This is a genomic window from Ruegeria sp. HKCCD6426, assembly GCF_057221115.1.
On the sequence record NZ_JBWVBF010000003.1, the window covers coordinates 371,650 to 385,612 of the forward strand.

At 56.0% G+C, this 13,963-nt stretch carries 15 protein-coding genes; 9 read left to right on the forward strand and 6 right to left on the reverse strand.

Annotated features, from left to right (window positions below):
• The first annotated feature begins 95 nt into the window (after nt 1–95).
• The 4 genes from AC2TDA_RS10625 to AC2TDA_RS10640 all read left to right on the forward strand — a co-directional run bounded on the left by AC2TDA_RS10625 (nt 96) and on the right by AC2TDA_RS10640 (nt 3,160).
• The gene (locus AC2TDA_RS10625; protein WP_480845696.1) at nt 96–773 is read left to right on the forward strand and encodes a TRAP transporter small permease; all 678 of its coding nucleotides are present in this window, start codon (nt 96–98) and stop codon (nt 771–773) included.
• Nucleotides 773–2,149: a TRAP transporter large permease gene (locus AC2TDA_RS10630; protein WP_480845695.1), complete on the forward strand. Its 1,377-nt coding sequence runs from the start codon at nt 773–775 to the stop codon at nt 2,147–2,149. Before AC2TDA_RS10625 ends, AC2TDA_RS10630 begins: the two co-directional genes overlap by 1 nt.
• A gap of 161 nt (nt 2,150–2,310) precedes the next feature.
• Nucleotides 2,311–2,622 carry a DMT family transporter gene (locus AC2TDA_RS10635; protein WP_480879230.1) on the forward strand — a complete coding sequence of 104 codons (312 nt, stop codon included), beginning with the start codon at nt 2,311–2,313 and terminating at the stop codon, nt 2,620–2,622.
• A gap of 91 nt (nt 2,623–2,713) precedes the next feature.
• Nucleotides 2,714–3,160 (forward strand): nucleoside deaminase, encoded by a 447-nt coding sequence (locus tag AC2TDA_RS10640; RefSeq protein ID WP_480845692.1) that lies wholly within the window; start codon nt 2,714–2,716, stop codon nt 3,158–3,160.
• Nucleotides 3,161–3,180: 20 nt separating this feature from the next.
• On the opposite strand, the gene tpiA is transcribed toward AC2TDA_RS10640, so the two are convergent.
• Both tpiA and AC2TDA_RS10650 read right to left on the reverse strand, forming a co-directional pair.
• Entirely contained in the window at nt 3,181–3,930 is a 750-nt protein-coding gene (gene tpiA, locus AC2TDA_RS10645; RefSeq protein WP_480879231.1) for a triose-phosphate isomerase, read from the reverse strand.
• Nucleotides 3,931–4,086: 156 nt separating this feature from the next.
• Entirely contained in the window at nt 4,087–4,452 is a 366-nt protein-coding gene (locus AC2TDA_RS10650) for a HesB/IscA family protein (protein ID WP_480845690.1), read from the reverse strand.
• A 206-nt stretch (nt 4,453–4,658) separates the two neighbouring features.
• Here AC2TDA_RS10650 and AC2TDA_RS10655 point away from each other — a divergent pair, with 206 nt between their 5' ends.
• Nucleotides 4,659–4,994 (forward strand): hypothetical protein, encoded by a 336-nt coding sequence (locus tag AC2TDA_RS10655; RefSeq protein ID WP_480879232.1) that lies wholly within the window; start codon nt 4,659–4,661, stop codon nt 4,992–4,994.
• 243 nt (nt 4,995–5,237) lie between these two features.
• Here AC2TDA_RS10655 and AC2TDA_RS10660 read toward each other — a convergent pair whose 3' ends face one another.
• The 3 genes from AC2TDA_RS10660 to AC2TDA_RS10670 all read right to left on the reverse strand — a co-directional run bounded on the left by AC2TDA_RS10660 (nt 5,238) and on the right by AC2TDA_RS10670 (nt 6,863).
• A complete protein-coding gene (locus AC2TDA_RS10660) occupies nt 5,238–5,600 on the reverse strand; it encodes an SUF system Fe-S cluster assembly protein (RefSeq protein ID WP_480845688.1) in 363 nt (120 codons plus the stop codon).
• Between the two features lie 94 nt (nt 5,601–5,694).
• Complete coding sequence (locus AC2TDA_RS10665; protein WP_480845687.1) at nt 5,695–5,973, reverse strand: NfeD family protein; 279 nt, start codon at nt 5,971–5,973, stop codon at nt 5,695–5,697.
• Nucleotides 5,974–5,975: 2 nt separating this feature from the next.
• The gene (locus AC2TDA_RS10670; RefSeq protein WP_480845686.1) at nt 5,976–6,863 is read right to left on the reverse strand and encodes an SPFH domain-containing protein; all 888 of its coding nucleotides are present in this window, start codon (nt 6,861–6,863) and stop codon (nt 5,976–5,978) included.
• A gap of 175 nt (nt 6,864–7,038) precedes the next feature.
• Here AC2TDA_RS10670 and AC2TDA_RS10675 point away from each other — a divergent pair, with 175 nt between their 5' ends.
• The 4 genes from AC2TDA_RS10675 (at nt 7,039) to lon (ending at nt 12,293) form a co-directional block, all read left to right on the forward strand.
• The gene (locus AC2TDA_RS10675) at nt 7,039–7,950 is read left to right on the forward strand and encodes a nucleoside hydrolase (protein WP_480879233.1); all 912 of its coding nucleotides are present in this window, start codon (nt 7,039–7,041) and stop codon (nt 7,948–7,950) included.
• 64 nt (nt 7,951–8,014) lie between these two features.
• On the forward strand, nt 8,015–9,145 hold the full coding sequence (tgt, locus tag AC2TDA_RS10680) for a tRNA guanosine(34) transglycosylase Tgt (RefSeq protein WP_480879234.1): 1,131 nt from the start codon (nt 8,015–8,017) through the stop codon (nt 9,143–9,145).
• A gap of 92 nt (nt 9,146–9,237) precedes the next feature.
• The gene (locus AC2TDA_RS10685; protein ID WP_480845682.1) at nt 9,238–9,651 is read left to right on the forward strand and encodes a DUF6636 domain-containing protein; all 414 of its coding nucleotides are present in this window, start codon (nt 9,238–9,240) and stop codon (nt 9,649–9,651) included.
• Nucleotides 9,652–9,884: 233 nt separating this feature from the next.
• Entirely contained in the window at nt 9,885–12,293 is a 2,409-nt protein-coding gene (gene lon, locus AC2TDA_RS10690) for an endopeptidase La (protein ID WP_480879236.1), read from the forward strand.
• A gap of 56 nt (nt 12,294–12,349) precedes the next feature.
• Here lon and AC2TDA_RS10695 read toward each other — a convergent pair whose 3' ends face one another.
• Complete coding sequence (locus AC2TDA_RS10695) at nt 12,350–13,936, reverse strand: APC family permease (RefSeq protein ID WP_480879237.1); 1,587 nt, start codon at nt 13,934–13,936, stop codon at nt 12,350–12,352.
• Nucleotides 13,937–13,963: the final 27 nt, after the last annotated feature.

The following is a 13,963-nucleotide window of genomic DNA, read 5'->3' on the forward strand; positions in this document are numbered from 1 at the left end:
GTCCGGGACTGGGGAGTGATGGACGCGCAGACCAGGCGGGCCGTTTGAGGCCCGCCACCCTTTACTCTCATCATAAAAAATGCGGGGACAGAGATATGTCTGGTGCGAAATCCGGCCAAGGCGGGCTGGTCGACCATATCGAAGAAACCCTGATCGCGTGTCTGCTGGGTCTGATGACAGTCGTCACCTTTGCTAACGTGATCGCGCGGTTTGTGTTTAATTCCAACATCCTGTGGGCGCTTGAGCTGACGGTTTTTACCTTTGGCTGGTTGGTTCTTCTGGGGGCTTCCTACGCCGTCAAGAAGCACGCGCATCTGGGCGTTGATGCAATTCTGAACATGCTGGCCCCGGCGCCGCGCCGGATACTGGCGCTGATTGCCGTCGGGTGCTGTCTGGTGTTCTCGCTTTTGTTGCTCAAGGGGTCGTACGACTATTGGGCGGTCTTTGCTGACCTGCCACCGACTTCCGGCCGCTGGTTCCCAACCGGGTTCGATACCAGCGCGCGCAGTCAGAGCTTCTATGAAGTCGATGATATCCCCATGGTGGCGCCGCTGCGCTTTCTTGAAGGCCTGATCAACTATGGCGAGGGCTACGAAAAGCTACCCAAAGTGGTGCCCTATCTGGTGTTGCCAGTGTCGATGCTGTTGCTGGTGATCCGCTTTGCACAGGTCGCAGTTCAAATCTGGCGCGGCGATACCGACCGTCTTGTCGCCAGCCACGAAGTCGAGGACGAGATCGAAGAAGTCCGGGCTCAGCAAGGAGAGCATGACTGATGGACGTAGTACTTCTCTTCTCGATGGTCATCGGCCTGCTGCTGATTGGTGTACCGATCGCGGTGGCTCTGGGCCTCAGTTCGACCCTGTTCCTACTGATCTATTCCGATAGCTCGCTGGCCTCGGTTGCAGGCACCCTTTTTGAAGCCTTTGAGGGTCATTTTACACTGCTGGCCATTCCGTTCTTCATCCTCGCGTCGTCTTTTATGACGACAGGTGGTGTGGCGCGGCGGATTATCCGGTTCTCGATTGCCTGCGTGGGGCATCTGCCCGGCGGATTGGCAATTGCAGGTGTCTTCGCCTGTATGCTGTTCGCAGCACTGTCAGGTTCGTCCCCGGCAACTGTCGTGGCAATCGGGTCCATTGTTATCGCGGGGATGCGCCAAGTTGGCTACTCCAAAGAGTTTGCCGCCGGTGTGATCTGTAACGCGGGTACATTGGGTATCCTGATCCCGCCGTCCATCGTGATGGTGGTCTACGCCGCGGCGGTCGAGGTTTCTGTCGGTCGCATGTTCCTGGCAGGCGTTATTCCGGGCTTGATGGCAGGCTTGATGCTGATGGTCACGATCTACGTGATGGCCAAGGTCAAGAACCTGCCCAAGGGCGACTGGAAAGGGTGGGGCGAAGTCTTCACTTCGGCGCGCGAGGCGGGATGGGGCCTGTTCCTGATTGTGATTATTCTTGGTGGCATCTACGGGGGCATCTTCACGCCAACTGAAGCCGCCGCCGTAGCCGCCGTTTATGCCTTCCTCATCGCCAGCTTTGTCTACAAGGATATGGGGCCGCTCAGCACAGAAGGGGATTCGCAGAACATCTCTCTGCTGAAGAAACCCTATGCGCTGGTCACGGCATTCATCCACCCTGACACCAAACACACTTTGTTCGAGGCCGGCAAACTGACGGTGACACTGCTGTTCGTGATCGCCAACGCTTTGATCCTCAAGCACGTGTTGACAGATGAGCAAGTTCCGCAACACATCGCCACCGCCATGCTCTCGGCGGGTCTGGGGCCGGTGACCTTCCTGATTGTGGTCAACGTCATCCTGCTGATCGGTGGTCAGTTTATGGAACCTTCGGGATTGCTGGTCATCGTGGCGCCCCTGGTGTTCCCGATTGCCATCGAGTTGGGAATCGACCCGATCCACCTCGGCATCATCATGGTTGTGAACATGGAGATCGGGATGATTACGCCTCCGGTCGGTCTGAACCTCTTCGTCACCTCCGGTGTTGCGGGCATGCCGATGATGAGCGTGGTGCGCGCAGCACTGCCCTTCCTCGCGGTGTTGTTTGTCTTCCTGATCATGGTGACCTACATCCCGTGGATTTCGACCTTCCTGCCGAACACCTTCATGGGGCCGGAGATTATCACCAACTAGGGTTTGTTAACCCGTCAATAGGCCGGGCGGCGCGATCCGCCCGGTTTTTCTGTTTGTTCCTCTTGAAATGGAAGTTTGAGTTCCCAGCTGATGGGGTGAGGACGACCTCTCCATAATGGATAACCATTCGGGACGACCCGAACAGGACATGAGGTCACCCAATGGCATGGATCATGCTATTTTTTGCCGGAATTTTGGAAGTTGTTTGGGCGGGCGCGATGAAGCAGTCCGTCGGCTTTACCCGTTTCTGGCCCACCGCGATCATGGGAGTATCTATGATCGGTTCGTTTGGATTGCTCGCATTGGCAATGCGGGAACTGCCGTTGAGTACCGCCTACACCATCTGGGTCGGTATCGGCGCAGTTGGAGCTTTTGTCGTCGGCGTCACAATGATGGGTGAGACACTAACTGCGACACGAGTCTTGGCGGCGGTTCTGATCACAGCCGGAATTGTTACAATGAAACTGGCATAAAGGGTGTCGCTGTGCGCCAACCTGCCGTTGACGCCCGTTCCGGCATTCGTCAGGTTGTCTTCAAAACACTGATCCGAGGAGGCTTGCCAGCATGTTTAGTGATACCGACGCGCGCTTGCTGCGCGTCGCTTATGTTGAGGCCAAAGAGGGTTTTGACGAAGGTGGGTGCCCGATCGGATCGGTTCTGGCTCGCGGCGGTGAAATTGTCGCGCAGGGGAGAAATCAGCGTGTTCAGCGAGGCGACCCGATCGCACATGGGGAAATGGACGCGCTGCGCAAGGCGGGACGGCAGAAAACCTACCGAGATACCGTGCTTTATACGTCGCTATCGCCTTGCATGATGTGCGCTGGAACGATTGTTCAGTTTGGTATCCCGCGTGTTGTTATCGGCGACACGCAAAACTTTGGCGGTAATGAAGAGTTTCTGCGCCAGCGTGGGGTCGAGGTCATTCTGGCAGAAGACCCCGATTGCATCGCACTGATGAAGCGGTTCATCACGGAAAAGCCCGAACTTTGGGCGGAAGACATTGCAGAGTGATTTACCCGTCACCTAAGTGTTCACGCATTCTCCAACGCGCTGATGATGCCTGCAAAGTCCTGTGCTTTCAGGCTGGCGCCTCCGACCAACGCGCCATCCACGTTCGACACGGCAAATATTTCGGAGGCATTGCTCGGCTTAACTGATCCGCCATAAAGAATCCGGACGGAACGGCCCACGCCTTCGCCAAAGCGGCGCTCCAGCCGCGCGCGAATGAAATCGTGCACTTCCCCGATCTGTTCCAGCGTAGGAACCTTACCGGTTCCGATTGCCCAGATCGGCTCGTAGGCAACGACGAGGTTTTCGCCCGTAGACTGATCCGGGATCGAGCCGGACAATTGGCCGCCAATGATATCGAGCGTGTTTGCTGCTTCGCGCTGTTCCAGGCTTTCGCCGACGCAGATGATCGCCATAAGGCCTGCGTCCATTGCTGTGCGGGCCTTGGCCCGGATGTCATCGTTGTCCTCTCCATGGTCTTCGCGCCGCTCGGAGTGGCCGAGAATCACCGCATTGGCACCCGCGTCCAGCAACATATCGGCGCTCAGATCACCGGTATGGGCACCAGAAGCGTCCGGATGGCAATCCTGACCTCCGACAGCGACGCCCGAGCCGTCTGCAGCTTGGGATGCGCGATGCAGCAAGGTTGCCGGCGGGCAAATCAGAATATCGACAAAAGGATCAGGGTACATCCCGGCAAGTGCCGTGATCTCTGTCAGCGAAGCCCCTAATCCATTCATTTTCCAGTTCCCAGCCGCCAGTTTGCGCCGCATCTGGTATTCCTCTCTGCCTGATGTGTTTGGAACGCGATAACATCGTCCGCGACGCCTGACAATTCCAGCCACAGAGTAGGTCGATATAACGTGGCCAATCGTGTCACCTTGTGACTCGCTAGCACAATAAGACTTGAATGTGTCTGAAACGGCGCCTTAACGCTGAACAGTGAGGGTATCGTCGAATTTGATGGATTCACCGCAGCCACAGGCATCGACTACATTTGGATTGCGGAACTTAAAGCCGGATTCCAGCAAAGACACCTCGTAGTCGATCTCGGTCCCGAACAGGAACATCTGCGCCATGGGTGCGATCATTACACGCGCACCGTCCTGTTCGACCACTTCGTCATTTGAGTCGGCTTCATCGACATAGTCCATCGTGTATTCCATGCCGGCGCATCCACCCTTCTTGACGCCAATGCGCAGCCCGGCGTGGCCGCCTGAGGTCATCAGGCGCAAGATCTGCTCTGCAGCCTTCGGCGTCATGGTTACGGCTTGTTTGCCGGGGATACCAAACATGGTGTGCTCCGTTCTCGCGTGTTGCTTCTAATCTAAGGGTCAGAAGCCCCAGGCTCAAGGGATTGCGGTCATTGCTTTTTCGACAATCGCCTTGGGTGACCGAACTCAGCAAGAGGTTCTGGCTTGTCTTAGGTCCGGTGATGCCCTTAGCGTGTGGGGTATGTCCGTTAGGCGACGGTAAGGTATTTCAAGAAAGGCGGTTTTATATGGCTATGCAATCCCTCAGCGGAACCACCCGGCGTATGGTGTTGGGTCTGACCTGTTTTTGCCTCGGGGCGCTTGCCCATTCCGCATCGGCGGAGACCAAGCGGCATCCGGTCAATTGCGCGACGGCCGAAGGCGATCTGCGCGCAATTGCCGCCGAAAAGAAACACGCCGAGACGCAACAGGCCGAAAGCGTCATCGCAATCCTGCCTGCGGGCGCGCTGCTGGGTCTTGCAACAGGGACGGAAAACAAGCGTTTGGAGATGCTGTCCGGGGATTACATCAAACAGCTTGATGACCGCGCCGCCGAAATTAAATCGACGTGTGGTGCAAAGTAGGTAGCTGATTTTAAAGAAAAAGGACCGCTCTCGGGCAAGAGCGGTCCGAAATTCGGGCCAGAGTTTGGGGGCGGCAAACAGGTCTTCAGCCCAATTGCCCAACACTAAGCTTGAGGTGCTCTAAGGATGCTCGGCGTTGGTAACCAATTTGTCCCGCATCAATGTGACGAATACCTAAAGAAATGATGACAGGTTCACTACTGTTTGATGACAGTCGTTTGGAATCTGTAAGTGAATCCCTGGTCACATAAATCCGAGTTCCAGTCGGGCTTCATCTGACATCATTTCCATGCCCCAGGGGGGCTCCCATGTCAGTTCGACGTCCACTTCCTTGACACCTGCGACCGGTTCGATCGCTTCGACGATCCAACCTGGCATGTCACCCGCCACCGGGCAGCCCGGGGCGGTCAGGGTCATGATGATCTTGACGGCGTTTTCGCTGTCGATGTCGACTGTGTAGATCAGACCGAGATCATAGATATTTACTGGAATCTCAGGGTCAAAAACTGTCCGGCAGGCTTCCACCACGGGTTCGTAGAGGGGGTGCTCGATGGTTGAAGGCGCAATCAGAGGGCTGCCTTCAAACTGTTCGCTGGGGTGGGTCATTGATGCCTCGGTCTGTTACCTGAGAATTTATATAGGGAAAGTGCAGGGCAGCGTCCAGAGGTGCGGTGGCGCCCAGTCGGGGCGCCAGAGCAGATTATTCGTTAATGTCGTGATTAAAGGTTTTTACCTGACCATGGGGAAGAGCAAAAATCCGTCGCAGTACCAGCCAGGCTATCAAGGACAGGACTGCAAAGATCAGTAACAGGACCGGAAGGCTTGGGCTGAGGCCGGGGATTAACAGCAGGATCCCCGTAATTGCGCTCCCGATTGCAAAGCCTAGAAAGATAAAGCCGGGCAGGGCGACCTCGGCTATGGCCAGGATCAAGGCCGCGGCCAGCCAGATCCACCAAGTTAACCAGAACGGATCAGCCATTATTACCTTCCTTTCAGCATGTTGAAGGCGTTTCCAAAGGCCTCAAGCGCGTTTGCGGGAACAACGATGGTCTGCGAACCCGAGCCGGTGCCAAGCGAGTTCAGTGCTTCGACCTGTTTCAAAGCGACCTGATACTGCGCTGCCTCAATCCCGTTATCTTGAATGGCCTTGGCAACAACACCGGTCGCATAGGCTTCGGCTTCGGCCTGAATACGGCGGGCTTTTGCGGTTTGTTCTGCCGCGTAAAGCTCGGCATCGGCCTGTAGTTCGACCGCCCGCTTCTGACCCTCAGCCTCGGTCACCTGCGCCCGGCGTGCACGCTCAGCATTCAGCTGCTGCAACATTGCATCACGAGTGGCCTGATCCAGGTTTACATCCAGTATCTCGGCGCGGGTCACTTCGATCCCCCAGTCATCCACGGCGGTTTCGACGCTTTCCTGAATGCGATCAATCAGTTGCGCACGGTTGGACTGGACTTCATCCAGGTCCATCTTGCCGATTTCCGCACGCACGATACCTGCAACTGTTGTTGCAATCGCACCGTCCACGTCGCGGATACGATACACTGTCTTTTCCGGTTCCAGAATGCGGTAAAATACCGAGGTGTCGATTTGAACCAGCACGTTATCCTTGGTGATTGCGTCTTGTGTCGCATTTGGCAGCTGGCGTTCGAGAATGGATATCTTGTGACGTGCAACATCCAGAAAAGGAACAATAAAATTGATGCCCGGTCCAAGCACTGAGTGCAGGCGACCGAACCGTTCGACAACATATTTTTCGGATTGCGGAACGATCTTGATGCCCTTCAGTATGACGAGCACGATAAAGGCGGCTGCCAGAAGATAAATGATGTTCGACGTGAGCAGCCCGATAATCTGGTCTTCGGTCATTTCTGTCCTCTTTTATTGTGTACTATGGTATACATGTGGGAATTGAGTCGCCCGTTTTCAACTCTGGTATGGATTGAGCGGGGCGGGATGCAAATCATTGAAAACGAGGTTGGGGTGCGGAATTTTTGCCCTGTGGCTGCTTTGCATCCCGGAGTGATTGCGCTATCGGGGGCAAATGAAGCTGATAATAGACACTGACCCCGGCATCGACGACGCGATGGCGATTGCCTATGCCGCGGCCGCACCCGATATTGACCTTATCGGTCTGACGACCGTTTTTGGAAACACCCATGTCCAACAATCCAGTCGAAATGCCCGCTATTTACTGCACAAACTAGGACTTTCTATTCCTGTAGCCGAAGGCGCACCGTTTCCGCGCGGTACCAATCGCCACACACCGTCCGAGCACGTGCACGGGCCTGAAGGGTTTGGCGACCTGACCGAAATCCCACAGATCGGTGAAAACCATTCCTTGTCAGCTGCAGAGTTCCTTGTCGAAATGGCAAAGGTGCATCGTGGCGAACTGGTAGTCTGTGCGGTCGGACCCTTGACCAATATTGCGGATGCTATGCGTCTAGACCCGGACTTTGCCGGAAACCTGAATAAGCTGGTGATCATGGGCGGGGCCGTTTTCTGCCCTGGCAATATCACCGAACATGCCGAGGCGAACATCTATCACGATGTCCGCGCGGCGGATGAGGTCTTTGCAACGCCGCCTCAGACCGTTCTGGTTGGCTTGGATGTCACTTTGAAAACCCTGTACGAGCCTGCGGATTTCGAGGATCTGGCCGAACGCTCGGCGGACATGGGCGCGTTTCTGCGAGATATTTCAGCTTTCTACCTGAAGTTCTACAAGGATGTTGGTGGGTTGGAAGGGTGCGGGCTTCATGACTCCACTGCCGTTATCGCCTGTACTCATGCACCGATGTTCGACATGGTGGAAACCGGTCTGCGTGTAACGGCAGATGGCCCCGAGCTGGGGGCGACCCGCGCTGATCCGACCCGCGCGCCGATTTTTGTCTGTCGGGATGTCGACGGTGCAGAGGTTGTTCGGCTGTTTACTGAACGGGTTTCTACCTTGCCCTGACGGGTTGCAATGCGGTGGCAGATCGGGCAAATCCAGCCCGGTTCCGCGACCCCGAGGCATCAAGATGACCGACCGTTTCTCCTTTAACCTCAAAGCCACCGACGGCAAGGCCCGCACCGGCGTGATCAACACCCCGCGAGGCGAGGTGCGTACCCCGGCCTTCATGCCTGTCGGCACGGCGGCCACGGTCAAAGCGATGATGCCCGAGAGCGTGCGCGCGACCGGCGCGGACATCCTGTTGGGCAATACCTACCACCTGATGCTGCGCCCTACGGCCGAGCGGATCGACAAGTTGGGTGGGTTGCACAAGTTTATGAATTGGGAACGTCCAATTCTGACCGACTCGGGTGGGTTTCAGGTCATGTCGCTCGCCGGCTTGCGCAAACTGACCGAAAAGGGCGTGACGTTCAAATCTCATATTGACGGGTCGAAGCACGAGCTGACGCCAGAGCGGTCGATGGAGATTCAACGTTTGTTGGGCTCGGATATCGTCATGTGTTTTGACGAATGCCCGGCGCTGCCGGCGGATCGCAACCGCATTGCCGATTCCATGCGCCTATCGATGCGTTGGGCTGATAGATCGCGCGAGGCGTTTGGTGACCGGCCGGGTCATGCACTGTTTGGCATCATGCAAGGAGGATTGGAGCAGGACTTGCGCGAAGAAAGCGCAGAAGCCCTGAAAAACGTAGGCTTCGAGGGCTATGCTGTCGGTGGGCTGGCGGTAGGCGAAGGGCAGGAGGCGATGTTCTCCTGTCTCGACTATGCCCCGGACTTTCTGCCTGTGGACAAGCCGCGCTATCTGATGGGCGTCGGTAAACCCGACGACATCGTCGGTGCTGTCGCGCGTGGGATCGACATGATGGATTGCGTGCTGCCGTCGCGCTCGGGACGGACAGGTCAAGTTTTCACTCGGTTCGGCGTGGTGAACATCAAGAACGCCCGTCATGCCGATGACCCGCGCCCGCTGGACGAGGCCTGCTCATGCCCGGCCTGTTCAAACTACTCTCGCGCCTATTTGCATCACGTGTTTCGCGCCAATGAGATGATCTCAGGCATGTTGTTGACCTGGCACAACTTGCACTATTTTCAGGAAATCATGCAGGGCATGCGCGATGCGATCACTGCGGGTACATTTGATGCATGGCAGGCAGAGTTCCACGCTCTGCGGGAACAAGGCGATATCGAACCACTGTAGAATGTGGCGGTAGCGGTGACAAACCGTGCAAAATTTGCTATTCTGCAAACAGTCTATTTCAGCAAATTTCTTTGTTTGTTCAGGAGGATTCTATGCCTCGTTTTTCTGCTTTCTTCGTTATTTTCGCCTTTATCGCTTCGGTTGCGCATGCAGATGTGTGGACGTTTGAGACGCCGTCCGAGAATATTCAGTGTGTCGTTGGGGAAGAATCCGGTGTCTCTGACCTTTCCTGCACAATAATCGAACGCTCAGGCTCACCAGCTTTGCCGCGTCCCTCAGATTGCCTTTCGAATTGGGGCCATGACTTTTTCATGACGAATACCGGTGCGGTTAGAATGTTATGCCAACCCCTCAGCTATAATCGCGATGGCTTTGACCGGGCTGAATATGGCGTAACTGGTCGGTTTGGCGGGTTTGTATGCCATTCGTCAGAAAAAGGTCTGGAGTGCGAAAACGAAGTCGGTCACGGTTTCTTTCTTTCCCGGGCCGTTCAGAAGGTATTTTGACCGTATTCGGCGTTATCTGGTCAGTCTTAGTGATGTGAGACCGCAAAATCGGTGGATATGTCTGTTCGATGTCTTGCAGTCGCCAAATCATCGGGCCATGCTGCATCACGACACACGGCGATAAGGTTGAAATGGGGTAACAGGTGCCCCACCTTAATCGTCCAAGACAGGAGACGACCAAGGGTTGCCTGTATCAGGGACCGATGTCGTCTTGCCAATGATAAGGATAGAGCATGCAAGAGCCTCTGAATTCCTCATACCCCGTCCTGCCGCTGCGCGATATCGTGGTATTCCCACATATGATCGTGCCGCTGTTCGTGGGCCGAGACAAATCGGTCCGCGCGCTGGAAGAGGTGATGCAGGACGACAAGCAAATTCTGTTGTCCAGCCAGATCGACCCCAGTGTCGATGACCCAGAAATCGACGGTATCTACCGGACGGGTGTTCTGGCCAATGTGCTGCAGCTGCTTAAACTACCTGATGGCACCGTCAAAGTGTTGGTTGAAGGGCAGGCGCGCGTTGAGATCACGGAATTCCTTGAAAACGAAGATTTTTTTGAAGCCCGCGCGGAATACCTGACTGAAATCCCCGGCGACGTCACCACCACCGAGGCGCTTTTGCGTACTGTTGCGGACGAGTTCGAACGTTATGCCAAAGTGCGTAAGAACATCCCCGAAGAGGCGCTGGCCGCCGTCGGCGAAACCGCCGAGCCTGCAAAGCTGGCCGATCTGGTCTCGGGTCATCTGGGGATCGAAGTTGAGCAAAAGCAGGAACTGCTTGAAACCCTGAGCGTCAGCGAGCGGCTTGAGAAGGTTTATGGCCTGATGCAGGGCGAAATGTCCGTGCTGCAGGTAGAGAAAAAGATCAAGACCCGCGTCAAAACCCAGATGGAGAAGACCCAGCGCGAATACTATCTGAATGAGCAGATGAAGGCCATTCAGAAGGAGCTGGGCGACGGAGAGGACGGCTCGAACGAAGTTGCTGAGCTGGAAGCCAAGATCGCTGAGACCAAGCTGTCGAAAGAAGCGCGTGAAAAGGCCGAGGGTGAGCTGAAAAAGCTCAAGAACATGTCGCCCATGTCTGCCGAAGCAACCGTTGTACGCAACTATCTGGACTGGATTCTTGCACTACCGTGGGGCACCAAGTCTCGCGTCAAAAAGGATCTTAGCCGCGCGCAAGCCATTCTGGATGATGACCACTATGGGCTTGAGAAGGTCAAGGAACGGATTGTCGAATATTTGGCGGTTCAACAGCGTTCGAAGAAGCTGAAGGGCCCGATCATGTGCCTCGTTGGCCCGCCGGGTGTCGGTAAGACCTCGCTGGGTAAATCTGTTGCCAGAGCAACGGGGCGCGAGTTCATCCGCATCTCGTTGGGTGGTGTGCGCGACGAGTCCGAGATTCGCGGTCACCGCCGAACCTATATCGGTTCGATGCCCGGTAAGATCATCCAGGCGCTGAAAAAGGCGAAAACCACAAACCCGCTCATCCTGCTCGACGAGATCGACAAGATGGGGCAGGACTTCCGTGGCGACCCGGCTTCGGCCATGCTCGAGGTGTTGGATCCCGAACAGAACAATACGTTCATGGACCACTATCTTGAGGTGGAATATGACTTGTCGAACGTGATGTTCCTGACCACATCCAACAGCTACAACATGCCCGGGCCTTTGCTGGATCGGATGGAGATCATTCCGCTGGCAGGTTACACCGAGGACGAAAAAAGCGAGATTGCCAAGCAGCACCTGATCGACAAGCAGATCAAGAACCATGGCCTGAAGGGCAAGGAGTTTGAGCTGACCGATGAGGCGCTGCAAGCGATCATCCGCACCTATACGCGGGAGGCGGGTGTCCGGAACCTTGAGCGCGAAATCGCCAAGGTGGCGCGGAAATCGCTGACAAAGATCATCAAGAAAGAAGCCGAGGCCGTTAAGGTGACGCCGGAAAATCTTGATGAGTTTCTTGGTGTGCCCAAGTTCCGTTATGGCCTTGCCGAACAGGACGATCAGGTTGGTGTTGTCACTGGCTTGGCGTGGACCTCGGTCGGTGGTGACCTGTTGCATATCGAAGCCCTAAAACTACCGGGCAAAGGTCGGATGAAGACCACCGGTAAACTGGGCGATGTGATGAAAGAATCCATCGACGCGGCATCGTCGTATGTGCGGTCCATTTCTCCCCAGATCGGTGTGAAGCCACCGCAGTTCGACAAATTGGATATCCACGTGCACGTCCCAGATGGGGCCACGCCCAAGGACGGTCCTTCGGCCGGACTGGCCATGGTTACATCGATTGTGTCTGTGCTGACCGGTATCCCGGTACGCAAGGACATTGCCATGACTGGCGAGGTGTCCTTGCGCGGGAATGCGATGCCGATTGGCGGGCTCAAAGAGAAACTGCTGGCTGCATTGCGCGGCGGGATCAAGACCGTTCTTATTCCCGAAGAGAACGAAAAGGATCTGGCAGATATTCCGGACAACGTCAAAGAGGGGCTGACGATCATCCCCGTCAAGCACGTGTCGGAAGTTCTCAAGCAGGCTTTGGTGAGCAAGCCAGAATCGATTGAGTGGGATGAAGCCGCTGAAGAGGCGGCCGCAGCGGCAGCCAAGTCCAGTGATGGTGCGAGTCAGTCCGCCACGGCGCACTGAAACTGACTGAAGATGACAAGAAAAGGCGAGGTTTACACCTCGCCTTTTTTATTTGATTACAGACCTATAACGGGCTTTTTGGGATCCAAAACCTCTTCTTCAGCGATGTATTCGCGAAACTTTTTTGCGGGTAAGGCTGACCGAATAGCCAGCGCAAAGATGACTGCGGAAAACAGGACGCATAGAACTATGTCCCATCCAAACGGGATTTGCTTCAACGCACCCTCGCCAAATTGGCCCAGATACGAGATCAGGCCGATGCCGCTGAAGTAGGGGACGAGCCACAATGCTTCGGTCACATCCATTGCGTCGAGGCGATTGTGGAACCGGATCAGCAGCAACACCATCCCAACAACGATGGCGATGCCAAGCCGCCAGACGGTGTCCCATCCGCTCCAGTACACGATCAGAGTTGCGATGGCGAAAGCGGATAGTCCGACAAGTTTGACCGCAGGAATGCGGATCGAGCGGGGGCGATCTGGCAAGAGGTCGCGCAGGCAGACCACGGCGACTGGCCCTACCGCAAAGGACAGCACAATTGCCGCGCCGTTCAGCGCGATGACGGTCGTAAATGGGACGGTGAGCAGGAACAGGATGCCGATCAAAAAGTTCAGTGCCAGCGCCCAAAGCGGAACACCGAACGAGGATAACATCTGCAACCTCCGCGGCAGAAATCCGTTTTGTGACAGAGCCAGCGCGATCCGTGCGTTCGATCCCGTCGCGACCAGCCCATTACCGAATGGCCCGATAACCGAACCGATGTTCAGCAAGCTGAGAAACCACAGAATCCCAACAGACATGATAACACCGTCCAGCGGTCCCTGACCGCCAAAGCTCAGGCTTGCCCAGCCATTACTGATCATCTTTGGATCAAGGGAGCCGATAAAAGCCACCTGAAGACCCAGATAGATGGCGGCGCACAGGACGATGGACAATACCAGAGCGGCCGGGATGGCAAATTTCGGGTTCCGCACTTCTCCGGCCATGTCGACCACGTGGCGAAACCCGATGAAGGAAAAGATGATGCCTCCGGTCGAAACTGCGGCCATGATGCCTTGCAGCCCATAGGGGGCAAACCCGTTGGGCTGAGTGAAATTCTGTACCTCGAAGCGGCTTGCAATCAACACGGCGGACAGGAGGACGGGTATGGCAATCTTGGCCCAGGTCAGCACCGCGTTCACCTGAGCGAAGAACTTGACGCCCAGTGCGTTGACCGCAACGAACACCAGCATAAAGAACAGCGCAACTGCAATTCCCGCTCCGGTTAGGTCGCCTGTATCTGCCGCATGCAGCCAGGGTGCGTAAGGGGCGAGGTACTTCAGCATGGCTTCGACCTCGATCGGCGCGGTGGTGTTGTATCCGATCCATGCTGTCCAGCCCATCGCCATGGCAACGATGTTGCCGTGCGAGAATTGGGGCACGCGTGCAATCCCGCCCGGGATCGGCAGCATGGCCGAGATTTCTGCAAAGGTGATCGCCAGAGTGAACATCGCGACGGCGCCAATGATCCACGACAGAATCGCAGCGGGTCCGGCATGTTGCACCGCCAGCAATGGCCCAAACAGCCATCCTGACCCGATGATGCCACCGACCGAGATGAACGTCAGGCCGATCAGGCCGATATCCCGTTTCAGCTTTGCCATGCCCCGATCCTGCTGCTTTGCGCCGTG

Excerpts from the sequence above, each read along its gene's own strand:
- AC2TDA_RS10675 (WP_480879233.1), top strand. The coding sequence starts at position 7,039 with ATGAAGCTGATAATAGACACTGACCCCGGCATCGACGACGCGATGGCG.
- AC2TDA_RS10665 (WP_480845687.1), bottom strand. The coding sequence starts at position 5,973 with ATGGCTGATCCGTTCTGGTTAACTTGGTGGATCTGGCTGGCCGCGGCC.
- AC2TDA_RS10635 (WP_480879230.1), top strand. The coding sequence starts at position 2,311 with ATGGCATGGATCATGCTATTTTTTGCCGGAATTTTGGAAGTTGTTTGG.
- AC2TDA_RS10655 (WP_480879232.1), top strand. The coding sequence starts at position 4,659 with ATGGCTATGCAATCCCTCAGCGGAACCACCCGGCGTATGGTGTTGGGT.
- AC2TDA_RS10630 (WP_480845695.1), top strand. The coding sequence starts at position 773 with ATGGACGTAGTACTTCTCTTCTCGATGGTCATCGGCCTGCTGCTGATT.
- lon (WP_480879236.1), top strand. The coding sequence starts at position 9,885 with ATGCAAGAGCCTCTGAATTCCTCATACCCCGTCCTGCCGCTGCGCGAT.
- AC2TDA_RS10695 (WP_480879237.1), bottom strand. The coding sequence starts at position 13,936 with ATGGCAAAGCTGAAACGGGATATCGGCCTGATCGGCCTGACGTTCATC.
- AC2TDA_RS10640 (WP_480845692.1), top strand. The coding sequence starts at position 2,714 with ATGTTTAGTGATACCGACGCGCGCTTGCTGCGCGTCGCTTATGTTGAG.
- AC2TDA_RS10660 (WP_480845688.1), bottom strand. The coding sequence starts at position 5,600 with ATGACCCACCCCAGCGAACAGTTTGAAGGCAGCCCTCTGATTGCGCCT.
- AC2TDA_RS10670 (WP_480845686.1), bottom strand. The coding sequence starts at position 6,863 with ATGACCGAAGACCAGATTATCGGGCTGCTCACGTCGAACATCATTTAT.
- AC2TDA_RS10625 (WP_480845696.1), top strand. The coding sequence starts at position 96 with ATGTCTGGTGCGAAATCCGGCCAAGGCGGGCTGGTCGACCATATCGAA.
- AC2TDA_RS10650 (WP_480845690.1), bottom strand. The coding sequence starts at position 4,452 with ATGTTTGGTATCCCCGGCAAACAAGCCGTAACCATGACGCCGAAGGCT.
- tpiA (WP_480879231.1), bottom strand. The coding sequence starts at position 3,930 with ATGCGGCGCAAACTGGCGGCTGGGAACTGGAAAATGAATGGATTAGGG.
- tgt (WP_480879234.1), top strand. The coding sequence starts at position 8,015 with ATGACCGACCGTTTCTCCTTTAACCTCAAAGCCACCGACGGCAAGGCC.
- AC2TDA_RS10685 (WP_480845682.1), top strand. The coding sequence starts at position 9,238 with ATGCCTCGTTTTTCTGCTTTCTTCGTTATTTTCGCCTTTATCGCTTCG.